This is a genomic window from Allohahella marinimesophila, assembly GCF_039538005.1.
GTDB lineage: Bacteria > Pseudomonadota > Gammaproteobacteria > Pseudomonadales > Oleiphilaceae > Allohahella > Allohahella marinimesophila.
Map to the genome: position 1 here is coordinate 159,453 of NZ_BAABBO010000018.1, position 22,990 is coordinate 182,442.

At 55.8% G+C, this 22,990-nt stretch carries 17 protein-coding genes and 1 other RNA gene; 8 read left to right on the top strand and 10 right to left on the bottom strand.

Annotation, left to right across the window (positions count from 1 at the left end):
- Positions 1 to 23 precede the first annotated feature (23 nt).
- From carB to grpE, 6 genes are all read right to left on the bottom strand, one after another.
- Positions 24 to 3,260, bottom strand: a complete 3,237-nt coding sequence (carB, locus tag ABD735_RS17290) for a carbamoyl-phosphate synthase large subunit (protein WP_344808785.1) — start codon at positions 3,258 to 3,260, stop codon at positions 24 to 26.
- 20 nt (positions 3,261 to 3,280) lie between these two features.
- Positions 3,281 to 4,453 (bottom strand): glutamine-hydrolyzing carbamoyl-phosphate synthase small subunit, encoded by a 1,173-nt coding sequence (gene carA / locus ABD735_RS17295; RefSeq protein WP_344808787.1) that lies wholly within the window; start codon positions 4,451 to 4,453, stop codon positions 3,281 to 3,283.
- Positions 4,454 to 4,675: 222 nt separating this feature from the next.
- On the bottom strand, positions 4,676 to 5,485 hold the full coding sequence (gene dapB / locus ABD735_RS17300) for a 4-hydroxy-tetrahydrodipicolinate reductase (protein ID WP_344808998.1): 810 nt from the start codon (positions 5,483 to 5,485) through the stop codon (positions 4,676 to 4,678).
- Positions 5,486 to 5,502: 17 nt separating this feature from the next.
- Positions 5,503 to 6,633 (bottom strand): molecular chaperone DnaJ, encoded by a 1,131-nt coding sequence (gene dnaJ, locus ABD735_RS17305; RefSeq protein WP_344808790.1) that lies wholly within the window; start codon positions 6,631 to 6,633, stop codon positions 5,503 to 5,505.
- Between the two features lie 189 nt (positions 6,634 to 6,822).
- Positions 6,823 to 8,760, bottom strand: coding sequence for a molecular chaperone DnaK (gene dnaK / locus ABD735_RS17310; RefSeq protein ID WP_344808792.1), 1,938 nt, complete (start codon positions 8,758 to 8,760; stop codon positions 6,823 to 6,825).
- 177 nt (positions 8,761 to 8,937) lie between these two features.
- On the bottom strand, positions 8,938 to 9,624 hold the full coding sequence (grpE, locus tag ABD735_RS17315) for a nucleotide exchange factor GrpE (RefSeq protein WP_344808794.1): 687 nt from the start codon (positions 9,622 to 9,624) through the stop codon (positions 8,938 to 8,940).
- Between the two features lie 207 nt (positions 9,625 to 9,831).
- Here grpE and recN point away from each other — a divergent pair, with 207 nt between their 5' ends.
- Positions 9,832 to 11,490 carry a DNA repair protein RecN gene (gene recN, locus ABD735_RS17320; protein WP_344808797.1) on the top strand — a complete coding sequence of 553 codons (1,659 nt, stop codon included), beginning with the start codon at positions 9,832 to 9,834 and terminating at the stop codon, positions 11,488 to 11,490.
- A gap of 19 nt (positions 11,491 to 11,509) precedes the next feature.
- On the opposite strand, the gene fur is transcribed toward recN, so the two are convergent.
- Positions 11,510 to 11,938: a ferric iron uptake transcriptional regulator gene (gene fur / locus ABD735_RS17325; protein ID WP_344808799.1), complete on the bottom strand. Its 429-nt coding sequence runs from the start codon at positions 11,936 to 11,938 to the stop codon at positions 11,510 to 11,512.
- 150 nt (positions 11,939 to 12,088) lie between these two features.
- Between fur and ABD735_RS17330 the strand changes: the two genes are divergently transcribed.
- A complete protein-coding gene (locus tag ABD735_RS17330) occupies positions 12,089 to 12,622 on the top strand; it encodes an outer membrane protein assembly factor BamE (protein ID WP_344808801.1) in 534 nt (177 codons plus the stop codon).
- 17 nt (positions 12,623 to 12,639) lie between these two features.
- Here the strand turns inward: ABD735_RS17330 and ABD735_RS17335 are convergent, their stop codons facing one another.
- Genes ABD735_RS17335 through ABD735_RS17345 form a run of 3 tightly spaced genes read right to left on the bottom strand, consistent with a single transcriptional unit; the run spans position 12,640 to position 15,074 of the window.
- Positions 12,640 to 12,909: an RnfH family protein gene (locus tag ABD735_RS17335; RefSeq protein ID WP_344809000.1), complete on the bottom strand. Its 270-nt coding sequence runs from the start codon at positions 12,907 to 12,909 to the stop codon at positions 12,640 to 12,642.
- A gap of 2 nt (positions 12,910 to 12,911) precedes the next feature.
- A complete protein-coding gene (locus ABD735_RS17340) occupies positions 12,912 to 13,340 on the bottom strand; it encodes a type II toxin-antitoxin system RatA family toxin (protein ID WP_344808803.1) in 429 nt (142 codons plus the stop codon).
- A 45-nt stretch (positions 13,341 to 13,385) separates the two neighbouring features.
- Positions 13,386 to 15,074 (bottom strand): hypothetical protein, encoded by a 1,689-nt coding sequence (locus ABD735_RS17345; RefSeq protein ID WP_344808805.1) that lies wholly within the window; start codon positions 15,072 to 15,074, stop codon positions 13,386 to 13,388.
- 89 nt (positions 15,075 to 15,163) lie between these two features.
- Between ABD735_RS17345 and smpB the strand changes: the two genes are divergently transcribed.
- The 6 genes from smpB (at position 15,164) to arsC (ending at position 22,976) form a co-directional block, all read left to right on the top strand.
- Entirely contained in the window at positions 15,164 to 15,700 is a 537-nt protein-coding gene (gene smpB, locus ABD735_RS17350) for an SsrA-binding protein SmpB (protein ID WP_344808807.1), read from the top strand.
- 15 nt (positions 15,701 to 15,715) lie between these two features.
- Positions 15,716 to 16,510 (top strand): YdcF family protein, encoded by a 795-nt coding sequence (locus tag ABD735_RS17355; RefSeq protein ID WP_344808809.1) that lies wholly within the window; start codon positions 15,716 to 15,718, stop codon positions 16,508 to 16,510.
- Between the two features lie 105 nt (positions 16,511 to 16,615).
- On the top strand, positions 16,616 to 19,096 hold the full coding sequence (locus ABD735_RS17360; RefSeq protein ID WP_344808811.1) for a hybrid sensor histidine kinase/response regulator: 2,481 nt from the start codon (positions 16,616 to 16,618) through the stop codon (positions 19,094 to 19,096).
- A 42-nt stretch (positions 19,097 to 19,138) separates the two neighbouring features.
- Positions 19,139 to 22,072: an EAL domain-containing protein gene (locus tag ABD735_RS17365; protein ID WP_344808813.1), complete on the top strand. Its 2,934-nt coding sequence runs from the start codon at positions 19,139 to 19,141 to the stop codon at positions 22,070 to 22,072.
- A 113-nt stretch (positions 22,073 to 22,185) separates the two neighbouring features.
- Positions 22,186 to 22,549: a transfer-messenger RNA gene (gene ssrA, locus ABD735_RS17370) on the top strand.
- A 67-nt stretch (positions 22,550 to 22,616) separates the two neighbouring features.
- Positions 22,617 to 22,976 carry an arsenate reductase (glutaredoxin) gene (gene arsC / locus ABD735_RS17375; RefSeq protein WP_344808815.1) on the top strand — a complete coding sequence of 120 codons (360 nt, stop codon included), beginning with the start codon at positions 22,617 to 22,619 and terminating at the stop codon, positions 22,974 to 22,976.
- The last annotated feature ends 14 nt before the right edge of the window (positions 22,977 to 22,990 follow it).

Below are 22,990 nucleotides of genomic sequence, written 5' to 3' on the forward strand. Positions count from 1 at the left end.
CTTACCATCATCCTGAAATGTGTTTAGGCGGCGCTGCTCGCGTGAATCGATTGCAGACTTCGCGTCTTGTGCGCCACGCCGGCTCGAATCGCTCGATAAAATGCCTCACCACCTGCCAACGTAGTTGTGTAGGTAATGCGTGAGACCAGAGCGGATTTACGTATTTCTGCGCTATCAGCTACAGCAACTCGACCCTCAGTCGTATTGATGATCAGCTGCACCTCTTTGTTCTTGATAGCATCGACGATATGCGGTCGGCCTTCGCGAACCTTGTTGATCTTCTTGACCCTGATTCCTTCCTGCTCGAGTCTTGCGGCAGTCCCGGAAGTGGCCATGATCGTAAAGCCAATGTCACTCAGGTTGCGGGCCAGATCAACCGCGCCATCCTTGTCGGCGTCGCGAACGCTGATAAAGGCCGTACCACCGGTAGGGAACTTCTCACCTGCCGCAGCTGCAGCTTTTGCGAAGGCTTCATCGAAAGTTTCCCCAATGCCCATGACCTCGCCGGTCGACTTCATCTCCGGACCGAGTATTGGGTCAACGCCAGGAAACTTGTTGAAGGGGAAAACCGACTCTTTCACATTGAAGTGTGTAGGAATCACTTCCTTCGTAAAGCCCTGTTCCTTCAAGCTGATACCGGCCATACACAGGGCACCGATCTTGGCGAGAGACCGACCTATTGCCTTGGAGACAAAGGGTACGGTTCGAGAGGCGCGCGGATTCACCTCGATGACATAGATCAGCTCGTCCTGATAAGCGAGCTGACAGTTCATCAAGCCGACCACGCCCAGCTCGACCGCCATCTTGCGAACGACCTCTCGCATATCCGCCTGAACCTGCTGACTCAGACTGTGCGGGGGCAGCGAGCAGGCGGAGTCACCCGAATGGACACCAGCCTGCTCAACGTGCTGCATGACGCCGCCAATGACGACATTGGTACCATCGCACACGGCATCGATATCGACTTCTATTGCGGCATTCAGGAAGTGATCCAGCAATACCGGCGACTCATTGGAGACGCTGACGGCCGTACGCATATATCGCTTGAGGTCTGTTTCGTCATAGACGATCTCCATAGCCCGGCCACCCAGCACATAGGACGGCCGCACCACCAGCGGATAGCCGATGTCTCGAGCCGCTATAATGGCGGCTTCAAGTGAGCGGGCTGTGGCGTTCGGTGGCTGAAGCAGATCCAGATCCTGAATCATCTGCTGGAAACGTTCACGATCCTCAGCCCGGTCAATGGCGTCTGGCGTTGTACCGATAATTGGCACGCCTGCAGCCTCCAGGCCGCGAGCCAGTTTAAGCGGTGTCTGACCACCGTAATGAACGATAACGCCCTGCGGCTTCTCAACGTCATAGATGGCCAACACATCTTCCAACGTGACCGGCTCGAAGTAGAGACGGTCGGAGGTGTCGTAGTCCGTCGAAACCGTTTCAGGGTTGCAGTTGACCATGATGGTTTCGTAGCCATGCTCTCTGAGCGCCAGTGCCGCATGAACACAGCAATAGTCGAACTCGATACCCTGACCAATCCGGTTTGGACCCCCACCAAGCACCATGATCTTCTTGTTGGAAGTCGGGTTGGCTTCGCACTCTTCATCGTAGGTCGAGTACATGTAAGCGGTGTCTGAATTAAACTCGGCAGCGCAGGTATCGACACGCTTGTAGACAGGGTTCACTCCCAGAGACTTACGATGACTTCTCAGTGAGGGCTCGTCGACAGAGAGCACGGCTGCGAGACGGGCATCAGAGAAGCCCTTCCGCTTCAGTCGACGAACCAACGGCTCATCAAGATCTTCAAGCTTGAGGGCGCCAAGCGCCTGCTCTTCAAAAACAATGTCTTCAATGTAGGCGAGGAACCAGGGATCAACGTGACAGAGCGTATGGACCTGATCGATGCTGAAGCCGTGCCGGAACGCATCGGCAATTGACCACAGGCGCTCTGGCGTCGGTGTCTTCAGTGCCTGAACGATAAAATCTTCCACAGCATCTGCAGAAAGTGGCTCATCCAGCGCATCAATTCTGGACTCGAAACCGTCAGAACCCACTTCCAGCCCGCGCATCGCTTTCTGCAGGGACTCCTGGAAGTTCCGGCCAATCGCCATGACTTCGCCGACAGACTTCATCTGGGTAGTCAGGGTATTGTTGGCCTGGGGGAATTTCTCGAAGGTGAAGCGAGGAATCTTGGTAACCACGTAGTCGATGGTCGGCTCGAAGGAAGCTGGCGTCGCACCACCTGTAATGTCGTTTTCCAGTTCGTCGAGGGTATAGCCGATAGCCAGCTTCGCGGCCACCTTGGCAATCGGGAAGCCCGTCGCCTTCGATGCAAGTGCTGAAGAACGCGACACCCGCGGGTTCATTTCAATGACCACCATGCGACCAGTGTCCGGATCGATGCCGAACTGCACGTTGGAGCCGCCTGTTTCAACACCGATTTCCCGCAGAACGGCAATCGATGCGTTTCGCATCAACTGATATTCCTTATCCGTCAGGGTCTGCGCTGGCGCGACTGTAATGGAATCGCCAGTATGCACACCCATGGCATCGAAGTTTTCAATCGCACAGATGATGATGCAGTTGTCATTCTTGTCGCGAACAACTTCCATCTCATATTCTTTCCAGCCAATCAGCGACTCGTCGATGAGCAGCTCGTTGGTCGGCGACAGATCCAGGCCACGCTCACAGATCTCGATGAATTCATCGCGATTATAGGCGATACCTCCGCCTGAGCCGCCCATGGTGAAGGAAGGTCTGATAATGGTCGGAAAGCCGATCTGGTCGAGCACCTGCAGGGCTTCTTCCATGCTATGCGCCATGGCAGAACGCGGTGTGTCGAGTCCGATGGCTTTCATGGCCTTATCGAACTTTTCACGGTCTTCCGCTTTGTCGATGGCCTCTTTCCGCGCACCGATCATCTCGACATTGAACTTGTCCAGCACGCCGTGCTTGGCAAGATCCAGCGCGCAATTGAGCGCAGTCTGTCCGCCCATGGTCGGGAGCAGCGCATCAGGACGCTCGTCCTCGATGATCTGCGCCACTGTCTGCCAGTTGATAGGCTCGATATAGGTCGCGTCCGCCATGACGGGATCGGTCATGATCGTGGCAGGATTGGAATTGACCAGAATGACCCGGTAACCCTCCTCTCTCAGCGCCTTACAGGCCTGGGCTCCTGAGTAATCGAATTCGCAGGCCTGCCCGATGACGATAGGACCGGCGCCGAGAATCAGAACACTTTGGATATCCGTGCGTTTTGGCATGTACAGTAAGTCCTTCGAATTTAAATTCTGACCAGCGGAGCTTTCGACTCCATCAGATCGTTGAAGCGGTCGAACAGATAGATCAGGTCGTGTGGCCCCGGGCTTGCTTCGGGGTGACCCTGGAAGCTGAAGGCGGGCACATCCGTCCTGGCCACACCTTGGAGCGACCCATCGAACAGGCTCTTGTGCGTTGGCACCAGATTCGCTGGCAAAGAAGCCTCGTCGACCGAGAAACCGTGGTTCTGACTGGTGATTTGCACTTGACCGGTAGCGAGGTCCTGTACAGGATGGTTTGCACCATGATGGCCGAATTTCATCTTGAAGGTCTTGGCCCCACTGGCCAAAGCCAGTATCTGATGCCCCAGACAGATGCCGAAGAGCGGAACGCTGGCGGCCATAGCCTGTTTTGCCACTTCGATCGCGTAATCACATGGCTCCGGATCACCAGGGCCGTTGGCAAGAAAAATACCGTCCGGCTGGAGTGACATGGCCTTTTCGAAGGGCGTCTTTGCAGGCACAAGCGTAACTTTGCATCCGCGCTCTGCCATCAGGCGAAGGATATTGTGTTTGACGCCGTAATCATAGGCGACGACGTGATAGCGGCCCTCTGCAGAAATCTGCTGGGGTCCATCGAGCGTCCAGAGACCTTCCGACCACTCACACTGCTCGGTCCGACTGACGGTAGCAGCGAGGTCTCGCCCGGCCAGACCCTCTACGCCACGCGCAGCCTCCAGAGCAGCCGCCTCGTCGATATTGTCACCGGCCACGATGCAGCCCCGCAGAGCGCCCTTGTCTCGAAGGACCCGCGTAAGGCGCCGAGTATCGACACCAGCAATAGCGACAAGATTCTGTTCGGCAAGATAGCTCTGCAGCGACTTTTTATTACGCCAGTTGCTTGCAAGCAGGGGTTCATCCCGAATGATGATGCCATCGACCCAGATCCGTCGGGATTCGACATCGTCTTCATTGATACCGGTGTTGCCGATATGCGGATAGGTAAAAGTGACCAGCTGGCGAGCATACGAGGGATCGGTCATGATCTCCTGATAGCCAGTCATGGATGTGTTGAAGACAACTTCCCCTGTCGTCTGCCCGGCTACACCGAGCGAAACACCGTGAAACACACTTCCGTCTTCGAGTGCCAGTATAGCCGGCACTGCAGACGGACGACCGGACGCGAGTTTTGAATTCATAGGCGGCTGAAACAACTTTCGTTTGTAGACTTTCGTCTGTGGCTCTTTAATTTCGTAGCCCAAGGGCGCGTGTGACTACAAATGGGACACTCTGCTGACGCATCGCCCATTTGCAAAAAAGCGAGACAGAGAAGAGCTCTGGCCCGCTTCGAAAACAGTTCGTTCAAACTCTCTTATGGTACTATTCGAGGGCGCCCACGTCTACGCCATGCTTCGCCAAAACTACTTATTCTGGTCGGCAGAGAGACCCAGAACATCACGCATGTCGTAGAGGCCCGGCGGTTTGCCCGCCAACCAGACAGCAGCCTTAACCGCACCTGTTGCAAATGTCAGCCGGCTACTGGCCTTGTGCGTTAACTCTACTCGTTCTCCGAGACCAGCAAACAACACGGTATGATCACCAACCACGTCACCGCCACGAATCGTTTCGAAGCCGATTTCCCGAGCAGTTCGCTCGCCTGTATGCCCTTCTCGTCCATACACCGCGCATTCAGACAGCGAGCGGCCTAGTGCGTCAGCCGCAGCTTCGCCAAGTCTGAGGGCGGTACCAGAGGGCGCATCCTTCTTGAAACGGTGATGAGTCTCGATGATCTCAACATCATAGGTATCGCCAAGCAGGCTTGCCACCCGGCCCACGATATCGATCAGAACGTTCACGCCAACACTCATGTTCGGCGCAAACACGATGGGAATCTCGCGTGCTGTATCGCTAAGCAGGGATTTCTGCGCTTCGGACAGACCAGTAGTGCCGATGACGATAGGGCGAGCCAGGCGAGTAGCCAGTTCGAGATTCGCTTCCAGGGCCTCCACCGACGTGAAGTCAATGATGACATCGCAGCCAGCATCGAGCGTCGTAGCGGCTTTGATACCCGTGGAGCCTACGCCAGCTATGGCACCAACATCGGCCTGGAGGAACTGGCTGCCTTCGCGAACCGTAGCCCCAGCAAGCTCAGCATCAGGACTATCCTGAACGGCCTCGACAAGCGCCCGACCCATTCGTCCTGCGACGCCAAGTATGGCTATTCCAGTCATGGATGCTGACGTCGTCATCAGGAAAACTTCGTGCTATCGAAGAAGCTTTTGACGCCCTGAAACCAGCTTTCACGCTTTGGCGCCTGTTTGCCACCAGCTTCCATGGAAGACTGGAATTCTTTCATGAGCTCTTTTTGCTTCTTCGAGAGATTGACCGGCGTTTCGAGCACAACCCGACACAGTAGATCACCGGCTGCACCGCCACGTACCGGCGCCACACCCTTGCCCCTAAGACGGAACAAACGCCCGGTCTGGGTTTCAGGTGGGATCTTCAGCTTCACACGACCATCGAGCGTGGGCACTTCAAGTTCACCACCCAAAGCGGCATCAGCAAAGGAGATTGGCACTTCGCAATACAGGTTCTGACCATCTCTGGCAAAGAGTGGGTGCTCCTTCACGGCGATCTGTACATAGAGATCGCCCGGCGTACCGCCGTTCGCCCCCATTTCACCTTCGCCTGCCAAACGAATCCGGTCGCCTGTATCAACGCCAGGCGGCACTTTCACTGACAAGGTCTTGTCTTCTTCCACGATGCCACTGCCATGACAGCGACGACATGGATTCTTGACCATCTTGCCTTTTCCACGACAGCGTGGGCAGGTCTGCTGTATGGAGAAAAAGCCCTGCTGCATACGCACCTGGCCAGCGCCATGACAGGTCTCACATTCTTCGACCTTACTGCCTTTTTCCGCTCCGCTACCGTCGCACTCCCCGCACTCCTTCTGGCTCGGAATCTTGATCTTGACCGTTTTACCACGGACAGCATCTTCCAGATCCAGATCAAGGGTATATCGAAGGTCCGAACCACGGTTGGCCCGGCTCCGGGCTCCGCCGCCGCCGGCACCACCGAAGATGTCGCCGAAGACATCACCGAAAATATCGCTGAAGTTAGCGCCTTGTCCGCCGTAACCCCCGCCCTGACCACTCACCCCAGCGTGCCCAAACTGATCGTAAGCCGAGCGCTTCTGATCGTCTGCCAGAACATCATAGGCTTCGGTCGCTTCCTTGAACTGCTCTTCAGCCTTGGCGTCCCCCGGATTTCGATCCGGATGGAACTTCATGGCTAGACGTCGATAGGCTTTCTTGATCTCTTTAGCATCAGCGCTCTTTTCCACGCCGAGCACTTCGTAGTAATCACGGTTGGCCATTATAGGTACACCAGCAACTTGTTGATCTTTCCAATTCACTACCCGTATCGCATCGCGCGAATCGTGGCAGCTTCAGAAATGCAAAAGCAGCAGACACCTGGCCTACTGCTTGGGCAAAGAGTGAACTTGCGACAGATCGGGCTGATGGTCACACCCGACTTGCCGCATGCTCATGCGTTAATCAGATGATCAACGCTTTTCGTCTTTGACCTCTTCGAACTCGGCATCGACGACTTCGTCTTCAGGCTTCTTGTCCGAGCCTGACTTGGCGCCAGCTTCCGGCTCAGCCTGACCAGCACCTTCACCAGCTTGTTCGGCATACATCTTTTGCGCCATGTTCGAGGAGGCTTCACTCAACTTCTGAGTAGCACTGTCGATCTGCTCCTTGTCGTCACTCTTCAGCGCGTCCTGCAGGGCATTGATGGCCGACTCGATGTTCGCCTTTTCCTCAGCGCTCACCTTGTCACCAGCTTCGGCCAGCGTCTTCTGAGTCGCGTGAATCATGCCATCGGCCTGATTACGTGCTGTTGCCAGCTCCTCGAAACGCTTGTCGTCGGCAGCATGCGCTTCGGCATCGCTGACCATCTTGTCGATCTCTTCATCCGACAGGCCTGAAGATGCCTTGATGATGATCGACTGCTCCTTGCCGGTCGCCTTGTCTTTCGCGCCAACATGCAGGATACCGTTGGCATCGATGTCGAAGGTCACTTCGATCTGCGGGGCGCCACGTGGGGCGGGCGGGATTCCAGCCAGATCGAATCGACCGAGGCTCTTGTTATCCTGAGCGCGCTTGCGCTCACCCTGCAGGACGTGAATCGTTACAGCAGACTGGTTGTCTTCTGCTGTACTGAACACCTGCGACTTCTTGGTAGGAATCGTAGTGTTCTTCTCGATGATTGGCGTAGACACACCACCCATCGTTTCAATGCTCAGCGTCAGCGGTGACACGTCGAGCAGCAGCACGTCCTTAACGTCTCCCGCCAGAACGGCACCCTGGATAGCGGCACCCAGTGCAACGGCTTCATCCGGGTTGACATCTTTCTTCGGCTCTTTGCCAAAGAATTCAGTTACCTTGGCCTGTACCATTGGCATGCGGGTCTGACCACCGACAAGAATAACCTCGTCAATTTCATCTGCAGTATAGCCGGCATCTTCAAGCGCCTGCTTACAAGGCGCAAGGCTGCGCTCGACCAGCTGCTCAACCAGGCCTTCGAGCTTCGAACGTGACATCTTGACGTTCAAGTGCTTGGGGCCGCTGGCATCAGCAGTGACATAGGGCAGATTCACGTCTGTCTGCTGGCTGCTGGATAGTTCAATCTTGGCCTTCTCACCAGCTTCTTTCAGGCGCTGCATGGCGAGTGGGTCACCGCGAAGGTCGATACCACTGTCCTTCTTGAACTCGTCGGCCAGGAAGTCGATGATTCGCATGTCGAAATCTTCGCCGCCGAGGAAGGTGTCGCCGTTGGTTGCGAGTACTTCAAACTGCATTTCGCCATCAACATCAGCTATTTCGATGATCGAAATATCGAAGGTACCGCCGCCAAGATCGTAAACCGCGATCTTCTTGTCGCCACCCTTCTTGTCCATTCCGTAGGCCAGTGCCGCAGCCGTCGGCTCGTTGATGATACGCTTGACGTCCAGACCGGCAATCTTGCCTGCGTCCTTGGTGGCCTGACGCTGGGAATCGTTGAAGTAGGCCGGAACCGTAATAACCGCTTCAGTCACTGCCTCGCCAAGAAAGTCCTCGGCCGTCTTCTTCATTTTCTTCAATACTTCGGCAGACACCTGTGGTGGCGCCATTTTCTTGCCTTTGACTTCTACCCAGGCATCACCATTATCGGCCTTGGATATCTTGTATGGCACCATCTTGATGTCTTTCTGAACGACGTCGTCTTCAAAGCGACGACCGATCAGACGCTTGATGGCATACAGTGTGTTTTCAGGGTTGGTGACGGCCTGACGCTTGGCTGACTGACCGACCAGGGTCTCGCCGTCCTGCGTGAAAGCTACGATGGATGGTGTCGTTCTCGCGCCTTCGGAGTTTTCGATGACGCGAGCCTTACCACCTTCGAGCACAGCCACACATGAGTTGGTTGTACCCAGATCTATACCGATTATCTTTCCCATTTGAAACTCCGCTTACTGATTCGATTTGGCTAGTTCGTTCTGGCTAATTCAATTCTGAACCCGTTCGCTCAGCCTGCCGCTGGACTGGATAAGAACGAATTCTTGTTCCTGCGATCAATATTGCGGCAGTTTTGGCCTTTTCAAGCCCCACACCGCTCGATCGGCATACTTTATGTATCAGGGTGCCTTGGCAACGATGACCATAGCCGGCCGTAATAGCCGCCCGGAGAGGGTGTAGCCTTTCTGAAGCACAGCCATGACTGAATTTGGCGCCATATCTGGATTGGCCACCATGGACATGGCTTCATGCAATTCCGGGTTGAAGGGCGACCCGACAGGATTTATGGGCTCCACATCAAATTTCTTCAGCGCATTGACAAGTAGTCCGAGCGTCATCTCCACCCCTTCCCGCATCACAGCCTCAGACTGGCTGTCGCCAGGTTCAGCTTCTAGCGCCTTTTCCAGACTGTCCACCACCGGCAACAGCTCCTTCACAAACCGCTCCAATGCAAACTTGCGCGCCCGTTCGACGTCGCTGTCTGCCCGACGCTGAACGTTCTGCATCTCTGCCTGGATGCGGAGCATCTGCTCATGCTGGTCCGCGAGCCGCTTGTTCAGCTCAGCCGTATTCCCAAGCAGCGCTGCGATGTCTACAGCGCCGGATTGATCGGCACGGCTGGCGTCGTCGGCTTCGCTGTCAGTTGCTGACAGCGCTTCTTCCTCATAGTCTCCAGCATGATCCGTATCCGCATGGAGGGCGTCTTCCTGGTCTCCCTGGTGAGACTGATCGTGCTTGTCTGCCTGCATGCTTTGCTCTTCAGACTGCTCGTCCGACTGTCTGCCCGAATTCTCATCAATTGCCATGTCAGCTCCTGAAATAGCTACCCAAATTATTCCGTATCGCATTGATGGGGGCTGGCCACGTGAATTCAAGAGCCAATGGCTCGAAATGACGAAGGAGCAGTTGTTTATTTAAACAGCACTGTATATATTAACAGCTATCGAACGAGGGCTGATTTGTACTGGCGTAGCCCGAAGCTTTCCAAACTCAGCTGATGAAAGGTGCCGCAGATGCTAACCGAGCTTTCCATACAGAACCTGGCGATAGCCGACCGTCTTACCATTGAATGGCATAAGGGTATGACTGCCATCAGCGGAGAAACCGGTGCGGGCAAATCCATTTTGCTCGAAGCGCTCGGTCTCTGCATTGGCGACAGGGCGGCGGCCGATATCGTGCGGCACGGCAGCGACAGGGCAGATATCAGCGCCAGCTTCGACCTGACCGGTCTTGCCTCCGCTGTGGAATGGTTGAATGGAAAGGAACTGCAGGATGGCGACGAGTGCATCATCCGTCGCACCATCAGCAAGGAGGGGCGCTCCAAGGCCTATATCAACGGCAGTCCGGTACCGCTGGCCGATCTGAAGGTACTTGGCGCACAGCTGCTCGATATTCATGCCCAGCATGAGCATCATGCCCTCATGCAGGCAGGCGCGCAGACCAGGCTGCTGGACAGTTACGGTGGTCTCGATACGCTGAAGGCCGAAGTTGGCTTCGCCTTCAGCAACTGGAAGCAGCTCAACGCACGACTCAGCGCCATCCGATCGGGCGCTGCGGACTCGCAAGCCAAACTGCAGCTCCTGACCTATCAGGTAGAAGAGTTCGACCAACTGGCCCTGAAGACCGGGGAAGTCGAGCAACTGGAAGAAGAGCAGCACCAGCTGGCACATGCCGAAGACCTCCTCGGCTTACTGAATAACGCCTCTGAAAACCTGCTCGCTGGTGAGGGCGGCCTCAACGACCAGTTCAAACAGTTGTCCAGCTGTCTCAAGCAGGCCCTGCAATTTCTGCCGGCGCTATCGAGCACGGTAGACATGATTGAAGAGGCGCGTATACGGATAGAGGAAGTCGATAGTGATGTTCGACATAGCGTCGATGCGGTCGATGTCGATCCCGAGCGACTTCGCGAAGTCGAGGCACGACTCAGCCAGATTTATTTACTGGCACGCAAGCATCATTGTGAGCCTCAGGAACTGGAGTCGACCTATGAGCAGCTGAGCACGGAACTGGCCGAGCTTGCGGCCAACGTTGTTGATCCCGAGGTGCTCGAAGCCACCTGCAAGGCTGCAGAAAAGACCTTGACGACACTGAGCGAAAAGCTCGGCAAGCAGCGTCATGTGGTAGCAGATGAGCTGGGCGCGAAGGTGGTAGCTCAGCTCAAGGCGCTGGACATCAAGGCTGATCTGGCATTCGAGCTAAGGCCTTTGGATGAGCCTTCGCCTACAGGCAGCGAACGCGTTGAAATCTGCATCAGCCTGAACCCTGGGCAACCCCGCAAGCCGCTGCGCAAGGTCGCCTCTGGCGGTGAACTATCCCGTATCAGCCTGGCCATACAGGTCGCTACAGTCGCCAAGCAAGCCATGCCGACTATCGTCTTCGATGAGGTCGATGTGGGTATCGGTGGCGGAACGGCTGAAATTGTCGGCCGCATGCTCAAGGAGATTGGCGCGCACTCCCAGGTCCTGTGCATTACTCACTTGCCACAGGTCGCCTCATGCGCCCATCAACATCTCATGGTGAGCAAGGCGGTCGAGGACGGTGCGACCAAGTCGAGTGCGAGGCATCTCGAGGGCAAGGCAAGAACCGCAGAAATTGCCAGAATGCTTGGTGGAATAGAAATTACGCGGAAAACCCTGGCCCATGCCGAGGAGATGCTTCAGCTCGCGTCCTGAAGAAACGGACGCGACAGGCTCAGTTCCTGTTAGACCCTGAAGACTTGGGTTTCACGTACAGAATCAGGCTGTGATCGACGAGGGAATAGCCGTGCTCTTCGGCGATTTCCCGCTGTCGCTTTTCGATCACCGGATCGCAGAACTCGATCACTGTGCCTGTTTCAGAACACACCATATGATCGTGGTGATCATCATGGTTGAGTTCGAAGACCGAGTGACCACCTTCGAAGTTATGCCGAAGGACCAATCCGGCGCTTTCGAACTGGGTCAGAACGCGATACACCGTGGCCAGCCCAACATCGTTGCCCTCTTCCATCAAGCGCTTGTAGACTTCCTCAGCGCTCATATGACGGTTTTCGGCCTGCTCGAGCAAATCCAGTATTTTCAGGCGTGGCACAGTGATCTTCAGGCCAGCTTTCTTCAAATCAGCATTGTCGTATGTGGTCAAAACAGTCTTCCATTGTTTGGCTTCGTGCCGATAGTCTACCCTCATGGGCAGTGAGAATCACTAGAGCTCTGTTGAAACGACGAGCAGAGCGCGTACAATGCCCGAAGCTTTTTTGCGTCCTATCCACCGAACATCTGCGTCGCCTATATCATGCTTTCAAACCACCTCTCTCATTTTATCTCGGCCATGACCAGCTTTGTCAGCCTTGCATCATTCCGACGTCAGGTAGCAACGGTTCGGGGGCTTCGCAGACAGGCGATACACATTTCCGTCATTGCTGTGGTACTGGGGAGCGCGTCAGGCTGCGCTTTCCCAGGGGTATACAAGATAGACGTGCAGCAAGGCACCATTGTTGAAAAGGACGCCACCGAGACACTGGCAGTGGGTATGACACGGGAGCAGGTTCACTACCTGTTAGGCTCCCCGCTGCTGGAGCCGGTCTTCACCAATGACTATGAAAACTATGTTTACACCATCCAGCTGTCGGGCGGCAAGATCCGCAAGCAGCACATCAGGCTGGAATTTGAAGGCGACTCATTGACGCGAATAGCCAAACTGGATCTCCTGCCGCCCGAGCTAGCCAATCCAGGTGAAGTGTATAAGGTGCGCGGTTTGAGAGAAGCAGAAACGCTTGTTGAAGAGGCCACCATCACCCAGACCCGGGGCGTTGAACGGCGCCAATAAATCAACCGCCCCTGTGACTAGGTCTTTCGGGCCCTGGCCAGGCGCTGGGTTTTAGGATCAATAAGCAGAGGTCGATAAATTTCAATCCGCTCGCCGTCTTTGAGCACTCGTCTGGCAGGCTCATTGACCACTTTGCCGAAAACACCGACGGCGTGCTGTCCCGAGGCTAACTCAGGAAAGTGCACTGTCATTGCCGAAGCCTGGATCGCATCGATGACCGAACTACCCTCGGGCAAATCGACAGCGATGACTACCTGCCGCTCCGGTCGCGCGTAGGCCACCTCCACTTTCAATACAGTTCGCCTGCCCGCTTGATAAAAGCGTCCATGACCTCTCCAGCCATCGACTGCAATACCGACTCTGCCGCCAGCGCAGACAGTCTTCCCGTGAGGCCATAATCCAGCGCCAGCGTCACTCTGCAGCCATCAGGCCCCAGGGCCTTGAACTGCCAGGTGCCCTGCAAGCGCGAAAGAGGCCCGTCTACGAGCTGCATATGAATCGATTCGTGCGGGCTGAGTATGTTTTTAGTGGTGAAGGAGTGGACCACCCGGCCCTTGCCGACCGTCAGGCTGGCCGTCATGGAATTATCGCAGGCCGACAGTACGGCGACCCGACGACACCAGGGTAGAAATTGTGGATAAGCCTTCACATCGTTGACGAGTTCAAACATCTGCACAGGCGTGCGCAGAATGAGTGCTGATTTGACTATTTCAGCCACGCCGGGCCCCGTAACGCTGTCTTATCTGATTTCTTCTACATCTTTTCAAGGCTGCTGGGTGTCCTGTCCATTTTCGAGTGATTTTATCGAAGGCCCGGGTGTCGATAAGGTGGCATCCTCTGACCTAGGCTGGGCTTCTTCATCTTCTGCAGCAGTCGCGGTATCAGGTGGAAGGCCTGCAGCCGTTTCGTCGCCAGGCTCAGACGACGCGCCAGCCTCTGAATCCAATACTGCCTCGACATCGGACTCAGCTGGCTTTCCAAGCTCGTTCGACAGTGTGTCAGGCCCTGCATCAGACGGCGCACGCTTTGGTATGCTGGCGGCATCTGATTCATGGACTTGAGTCCCCATCGGTTCGGCGCACATGACCAGTAAATCCGAGCCGTCCACCTTGCACAGGCGCTGACTGGCGTGGCCTGCCGCCAGCATGGCGAATACCACACTCAAACCGATCAGGGCGCTCAGCCCAAACCGACTCGACTGGCTGCCCGGTGGTGCCGTCCAGAGCATGCTCGTCAACAACAGCCCCAGACTTGCCGGCAGAATCATAGCCGCGAGAAGAAAGTTGAGCCACTGGAATGCAGTGAGCTGTAACAGACTTCCTTGCAGAAAAGTGAAATAGAGCGCGAACAGCAGAATGACCAGCACCACCAGCAATCCCGCCATTTTCAGACTCATGCCCGTCCGCTCGGACACATAGGTCACGAGCGGCGCTGTCAGGTACATCGCAGTGCTCCAGCACAGCAGGCAGGTCAGCACATAGAAACAGGAAAGGTAGAAGCGACCCTGTGGAATGGAGTGCAGGGCCTCCGGCAGTGCGACATATATCAGCGTGAAGGGATCGCTACTGATAAGCGATGCCTGGGCAGACCAGGCGAGCATGACGAAGGTCACGAGTGCGCCGGCCGCCAGGTGAGCTGCTGCAAAAAGTCCGGTACGGGTAGCCAGCCCGCCACCAGTCAGCTGCTTTTCTCCAAAGAGACAATAGACTCCAGAGGCCGCAGCCAGTGCGAACACTGTATAGAGCAACACATCCAGCACCATCGTCACACTGATCCGAGTGCCCTCGCCAGCAAACATGAAGGCCAGTGCGGCGCCGCGATCGCCAAAGATCCAGCTATGGCGGAGGCACAGGACCAGAATAAAGGCCACGAGCACCAACCCGATCAACCCGGGCCGCGCAAGTCCATGCATTGAGAAGCGGATCCACGGTAGCAACAGAAACAGAGCGAAGACCACCAGTGTCAACAGCTGCACCGACGTATCAGCGATTGGCAAGCTGTCATAGGGGAGTCCGGCTGGCCCTGACTGCGGCTGGAAATTGATGAGGACAGTCTTCAGTAGTACCCCGAGGAGTTCAGAGCCGAAGTTAAGGTAGGCACAGAGCAGACCAGTAAGACTCAGGATCAAGGCGAATGCAGTCACGCGCATGAGCGGCGCATGTGGTTGTGCGAGACAGAAGCCCAGCAGGTTGCTGAAGCGCGCATTAGCCCTGCGGCTATTGGGGTGACGTTGCGTTTGGGCGCGCACTACATTGGCGAAACGCAGCTGCACGTAAATAGCCGGACCGACCAGCAGCAAGGTGCTCAGGCAGTACACCAGAGCGACATCAAGCAGGCCATACTCGATGATCAGTCTCGGGAACTCCCAGAACACACTGAAACCCAGAACAATGCAAAGCCCAGCTACCGCAACGGAGTTTGGCTTATTGATAACGTGCTGTACTGATTCCAAGAAAACCGTCCTGAGCCCGGAGTGCTAGCGCCTGCTCCGTGTTAGAATGTGCGCCTGCGCCGGAGTATGCTACGATTCCCGGCCGGCGAATGCCGATATCAATATTCGATAGTAACGAATCACCCGAAACAGATCAGGTCATTTTGGCAAATTCAAAGAAGAAAGACAGTCCGGGCACTATAGCTCGTAACAAGAAGGCGCGTTTCGACTACCACATCGAAGACAAATTCGAAGCTGGTCTCGTCCTGCTTGGCTGGGAGGTCAAAAGCCTGAGAGCGGGCAAGTGTCAACTGGTCGACTCATTCATATTCATGAAGAATGAAGAAGCCTGGTTGCTCAACGCCCATATCACTCCCTTGAAGGAAGCCTCGACTCACGTCATCGCCGAGCCGACACGCTATCGCAAGTTGTTGCTGAACAAGCGGGAACTCGGAAAGATTCTCGGACGGACGCAACAGGAAGGCATGAGCTGCGTACCCTTGTCCCTTTATTGGAAAGACAACAAGGTGAAGTGCGAAATCGCCATCGTTCGGGGCAAAAAGGACTTCGACAAGCGCGAAACGGAAAAGGATCGCGACTGGGAACGCTCAAAGCAGCGAATCGTCCGTGAACACGTCAAACAATAATGGCATGCAGCAGGCATGATCTGGAACAAGCTGCTGCCCTATCTGCTCTACCCTACTACCTGGTGCCTGTGTCTTCTCCTCATCATCGCCGTCATGGCATGGCGGCTTGATCAGACGCTACTCCGGAATCTTGCGTTCGCCGGATTCAGCCTTCTCTGGATCACCGCATCACCCTGGTTCTCGAACTGGATTTGGGGAAGTCTCGAAAATGCTCATGACATTCATGCTGCAGAGGACATCGAAGAAGCAGATGCGATTGTCCTTCTGGGTGGGGGCGTGCAGTTGCCGAAACCGCCTCGAGTGTATGCAGACCTGAATGCGGCTGCCGATCGTGTTCTGCAGGCTGCATTGCTGTTCAAAGCTGGAAAGGCCGAACGCATCCTTGTGAGTGGCGGGCAGGTATTCCCCCAACCCGGTCTAGGCTCGGAGGCGGATTATCAAAAGATGATTCTGCTTCAACTGGGCGTACCCGACAGCGCAATCATACTTGAGCCGGATAGCAGGAACACCGCTCAGAATGCCGAGTTCACGTTACCGCTGGCTCGGTCTCTCGGCTATCAGCGCCTCATCCTGATAACGTCTGCTTATCACATGCCACGCTCGAACTACCTCTTCGAGTATTATGCCGAGAAACTCGGCAGCGCTAACTGGCAGCCTGAGATTGTGCCCTTTCCTACTGACATCCGCGTAACAGATCAACAGGGGCCGGTGCTTCTCGGCTTCTTACCTGATGCTGGTAGCCTCGCGATGACTCAGGAAGCGATACGCGAGTATCTTGGTTACTGGGTTTACAGGTTCAGCTACCGCTAGGGCTTGGCTCAGTCACCACGCGCACTAGAGCAACTTGAAACGATATCCCGAATGCCATAGCCTTTTTCCTTTGAGCGCAGGCACGTGTGTAAGAGACTCAAAGCCATGTTGAATCACGCTCCCATGACCGACCACGGCACTACTGTCGCGGATCTGCTGCACGGCCAACACTGGTCGTCCTCGTCTATTGGTCCGCCTTCCAGCTGGCCGAAAGAGCTCATGACTGTAGTCAGGCTGATGGTCGACTCCCACTTCCCCATGTTCGTGGCATGGGGGCCGCAGCTGGCCTTTATCTATAATGATCAATATTCGCGGATAATGGGCAATAAGCACCCGGCAGCCTTTGGTGAACCCTTCCAAGAGGTCTGGCAGGAAATCTGGACCGATATCAGGCCAATCGTCAAAAAGGCATTGGCGGGCGAGGCCACCTTCCATGAAAACATGCCACTGGTGGTCGATCGCAAGGGTTTCCCCGAGCACGCCTGGTTCACCTTCTGTTATTCACCTATAGAGGCAGCATCCGGTGAGATAGGCGGTATGTTCTGCACAGTCACCGAGACCACCGCCCAGGTCCTGAGTGAACGAAGAAACGCCTTCCAGCTGAGGCTCACCGATAGTCTTTCACCAATTGCTGCCCCTTCCGAGATCGTGAGCAGCGCGATTCGTATCCTGGGGCAGGAGCTCGATGTCTCACGTGTACTGTTTTCCGAAATCGATGAAGATGAGCGGAGCTTCCTGATCAGGCAGGACTGGACCCAGAAAGGTGCGAGCAGCGTGGCAGGGTTTTATCGCCATCTCGACGATTTCGCCAGCGACATCATCACCGATCTTACACTCGGCCACTCAGTCGTAGTGCGTAATGTCGTGACGGATACGCGAACGGCAGACCATGCCTCGGTGTATGAACAGGCTGGCATTCAGGCCTTCATCGCCATACCACTGGTCAAATCCGGCAAGCTGCGTATCGTACTTCAGTTGCATCAGAATCGACCCTACCATTGGACCGATCTTGATCTGCAGCTGACGCAGGACATGGCTGGCCGCTGCTGGTCTGCCGTCGAGAACGCCCGTGCGCAGGCTGAGCTGAGGGCACAGTGTGACCGGAGCCAGCATATATTCGACAGCATGACCGAAGGGTTTGCCATCGTTGATGCTGAATGGAGGATTTTGCAGATCAACGCCGCGGGCCTCAGGATCAGTGAAGTCAGCGACACTCCAGTCAAGGGTCGAAACTTCTGGAGCATATGGCCTGAGCTCTCGCACGAGACCCTGGAAACTTGTCACGGCGATGTGATGAAGCTTCGGCAGCCAGTAACCTGTGAGCAGAATTTCGATTTCGGAAGAGAGCTTCCGAGTATTATCGAATTACGGATGTATCCTGTTCCTGAAGGCGGCGTGGCCATATTCTATCGCGACGTCACACAGCGGAAGCGCATCGTAGAGCGGCTCAAGGAAGCAGACCAGCGCAAGGACGAGTTTCTGGCCATGCTCGCGCATGAGTTGCGCAATCCACTTGCGCCGATCAGTGCCGCCGCAGATCTCCTGCAGAGCCGACAGGTCGACCCCGCGCGCGCGCAGCAGACCAGTGAGATTATATCGCGTCAGGTCAATCACATGACCAGCCTGGTGGATGACCTGATGGATGTATCACGTGTGACACGAGGGCTGATCAGTCTGGCCGATGAAATACTGGACGCTGAAACCGTTGTGGCTGCTGCCGTCGAGCAGGTCCGCCCACTTATCGAAGCCAGACAGCACGAGATCGAGGTCCAAGTGGTTAGGGAACAGATATGGGTGAAAGGTGACAGGAAGCGACTTGTGCAGGTACTGAGCAACCTGCTGAACAATGCGGCCAAATATACCCCCGAAGGTGGGCGGATTCGCATCAGTGCTGAGGCACAGGGCACCGATGCTGTATTCGTGGTGAGCGACAATGGCATCGGCATTGTGCCCGAACTCATTCCCTCGGCGTTCGAGCTGTTCACACAAGCCAAGCGAAGCTCGGACCGATCCCCTGGGGGCCTCGGGATTGGTCTCGCGCTCGTCAAACGGCTCGTGGAGCTTCATGGCGGCAACGTCGACGCAGAGAGTCAGGCCACCGGAGAAGGTAGCGTATTTACCGTCAGGCTACCCCGAGTACAGCCTGAATCGAATGCCGCCTCTCATACCAGTGAGATGAATCAGGGCAGCAATGAGAGTTCGGCATTGAAGATTCTGGTAGTCGATGACAACAAGGACGCGGCAGACATGCTCGCGATGCTTTTGGAAGCCGCTGGCCATGACGTCAGCGTGGAGCACAGCTCCGAAAGCGCACTGACCAGGGCTTCGACTGAGGTACCCGACGTCTGCCTGCTCGATATCGGCTTGCCCGACATGGACGGCAACGAACTGGCCAGGCAGCTACGCGCCCAGCCCGGGACAAGCAAGAGTACGCTGATCGCCGTGACCGGTTATGGGCAGGAGAGGGATCGTCAGCAGACGACTGCGGCAGGGTTCGCGCATCACTTTGTGAAACCGGTCAATGTGTCAGAACTGATGTCGCTATTGGCCAGCCTTTCGCCACAGGATCAATCTTCGCCCGGCTGAAAACGGTTATACTCCGCGACTTATCCAGCGGTGAGTCGTCCCATGTCTCGTATTTCGCTAGTTTTCCGAGAGGTTCTGCAGATTCTGCGAGGACTTTGCTGTGCCCTGATCATCCTGATCGCTTCGGCCACCGAAGCCAGCGGCCCGCAAGACGCAGTCACTATCAGTGGCGATACCCCATCGGTTCTGATCGGCACCCAACTCCAATACCTGGTCGATGACAGTGGCGACCTGACCATCGGAGACCTGGCGGCTCTGCCTGACTCGCACTGGCGCCAGGCGGAAGCCGATGTGCCAAACTTTGGCTTCACCTCGACTGCTTACTGGTTCCGTACGACTGTACTAAATGAGTCCGAGACTTCTGACCTGGTACTCCTGCTGGACTACACGGCAATGGATCAGGTTGATCTCTATGTAAGACCCAGCGGCGATAACGAGGCCTCAACACCCGCTGAAGACTGGATACATCATAGCAGCGGAGATCGAAGACCCTTCGACAGTCGACCGTTACCTTATGTTTCCCATGCCTTTCCCGTGCAGGTGCAGCCTGGCGGGAGTGTCGACGTGCTGACAAGAGCGCAGACCAGAGGCAACATGATCGTGCCTTTTTGGGCGATGACTCAGGACAACTTCGAATATGACCGTCTGGTCCTGTACACCATATTTGGTGGGGTTTTTGGCATTCTGCTCATTACCAGCCTTTATAATCTGCTCATCTGGCTACGCACAAAGGAAACCGTTTTCGCGGCTTTCGGCGTATTTGCGTTCAGCATCAATGCCCTGTTCGCAGCGCAGTCGGGGTTCTGGTATCAGTATTTCTGGCCGAGTGGTCTGGTTTGGCCAGACGAGTTGCGGGTAGTGGTGATCACCACCGCACTGGCTGCCCATTTCTGGTTTGCCAGCTGCTTTCTCGAAAGCTCACCGAGAGCCCGGCGACTGCTGCACCTTGCCCTAGTGGCATCGCTCATCTTCAGCGCAGCTGGTCTGCTGCTGCCCTATCCGCTCATGTTGCCAGTCACGCTGTCCTTCTGTCTTTTCTGTCTCCTGGTCAGTGCCGTACTGGCGCTACGCCAGTGTTTGCGAGGCAGCAGCTCAGCTCGTCTCTACCTGTTGTCGATGAGCTGGGTGCTGGCCGGTGCAACAGCTTCGGCCGCGATCCGGTTTCAATGGCTACCCTATACACAGTTCACTGACATGGCCGCGACTTTCGGTATGGTCGCCAGCGTCATAGCGCTCGCGATGGCTGTGGCCGATCTGATAAATGATGAGAAGCAGCAACGACTGCGTGCCCAGGGAGAGGCCATCGGCCACCTGCAGCGTTTCGAAGAGCTCTATGAGCAGGCTGTCGAAGGTCTCTTCGTTACCAGCGTGCGCGGTCAGTTGATTCGCGCCAATTCTGCCCTCGTCAGTATGCTCGGCTATGACAGTTTCGAGACCATGCGGCGAGCCATCAATGGCGAGATCATTCACGCCTACGCCGAGCCAGCCAGCCGCCAGGCGCTTATCGAAGAGCTGAAAGCCGAGGGCAAGCTGGTAAACCGGATCGCCACCTTCCGCAGCCGAAGTGGTGCTGAGCTACAGGTGTCGCTGAACATGCGACTGACCGAGACGACGAGCGACGATGACCAGCTGATAGAAGGGGCCGTGACCGATGTTACAGAGCGTCTGAAGCAGGAGCGTGCGCTGGCCTGGCTCGCCATGCATGACCCCCTGACCGAGTTACATAATCGGCGCTATTTCAATGATGTATTGAAGCAGGTCGTGCACAGGAAAGCTGACATTGGACACTGCATGCTGTATCTGGATCTCGATCAGTTCAAGATCGTCAATGACACCTGTGGCCATCCTGCAGGCGACCGTCTGCTGAACGAAATCAGTCAATTACTGCGCCAGGCCCTTCGCGCGGAGGACGTACTCGCCCGACTTGGTGGCGACGAATTCGGTGTGCTGCTGGCGCACACCACACTCGCAGATGCCGAGCTCGTGGCAGCAGACATCCTGCGTACCGTTCAGGACTATCGTTTCTGCGAGGGCGGCAAGATGTTCAGTCTCGGCGTGAGCTTAGGCATAGCGCACTTCCGCGGCGGCCATAGTTCGGCAGAGCTGGTGATGAGCATGGCCGATAGCGCCTGTCATGAAGCCAAGGAGAGTGGGCGCCACCAGTACAGGGTGTATACCGGCAATGCGGACGGGCTAGTGGGTCGCCGCAACGACATGGCCCTGGTGACGAAGCTGACCCGCGCAGTGGACGACTCACTGTTCGTGCTTCACACCCAGGCGATCGTTCGCACGACGGCTATCGAGAACAGCTTCGGGCTGGAGGTACTCTTGCGCCTGCGTGACGATGATGACACCTTGATGGCGCCGGCCAGTTTTCTCGCGGTGGCCGAGCGCTACCACCTGATGCCGCGCATCGACCGCTGGGTGATCTCGACCGCTTTGGCCAATGTAGCTCAGTTGATGACGACGCAGCCTGGCCTGACTCATATCGCCATCAATCTCAGTGGTCAGTCCCTGAGTGATCCGGCGCTCGCCGATCATATCCTGGATGAACTGGAGCGTCATGATGTTGATGGGCAATTGCTCTGCCTCGAAATCACCGAGTCGATTGCGACCCAGCGTCTGGACAACACCGTCGAGTTGATGAACCGCCTGAATCAGGCAGGCATTCGCTTCGCCCTGGACGATTTCGGCAGTGGTTTTTCCTCTTATGGTTATCTGAAAAGTCTCCCGGTCGACTTCGTGAAGATCGACGGCAGGTTTATCACCAACATGGCGAACGATGTGGTTGATCAGGCAATGGTCCGCTCGATTCACGAAGTCGCCAGGGCGTTGGGCGTCGAGACCATCGCAGAGTATGTCGAGAACACAGCAACGATTGACCTGCTCGCCAGCATTGGCGTGGATTATCTGCAGGGCTATCGGGTAGGCCGGCCAGTACCCATAGAACCATCTGGTGCAGATGACTGGTCTTGAGACCTTGCAAGGCTGTCATCGTTTTTTTTAGCTCCGTTGTGGCTTCGACCACTTGAAATTTGCCTGTCTGGCTCTATATATGAAGCAGTCAGTGTCGTATACTGACTGATCCTGGGGACGATATGGTTTCGACGCCGATTACAAACCCAAAGGTGCATGTCGTGAGGGCAGAGACTCACGTACTCCAATCTCTGAAAACACTAGTTGCAAACGATGCCAACTACGGGGAAACCCGACTAGCAGCCTAAACCCCTGTTAGCGCTCACTCCAAGATGCTTATATCGCGGTACTGAGTGTCATCATAATAAGCTAGCCAAGAGGGACGTCTCCGACCACTTGGCGAAACTTTAAGGAGAATCGCTGTTTACACCCTGCCCCCCGGGTCGTTTACGGCTAGATCAATAGAGGGAAACTAAGCATGTAGAGCCGATGGCAGAGGATTGGCGGACGCGGGTTCAATTCCCGCCGTCTCCACCAAACATCGAAAAGCCAGCCCCGCAAGGGCTGGCTTTTTTTATGCCTGACACAACCTTCGGAGCCACTTGTGGACATCACCATCTATCACAATCCTGCTTGCAGCAAGTCTCGGGAAACACTCAAGCTCATGCTGAACGCCGGCATCGAGCCCACCGTGATCGACTATATGAAGAACCCGCCGGACGAGGCCACGCTGGCTTCGCTGGTAGAGCAGATGGGCATCTCAGTAAAAGACTTGATGCGCCAGAATGAAGAATTATTCAAGACACTCGGACTAGGTAGCGATGCAACGAGTGATGAGGATCGTCTGACTGCAATGGCCGAGCATCCGAAGCTCATCAACAGGCCTGTGGTGGTGGCACTGGCTGGCGCGAAAATCTGTCGGCCACCGGAGCTGGTGCTCGAACTGATAGAGGCCTCACGCTAAACCGTCTGGAGCTT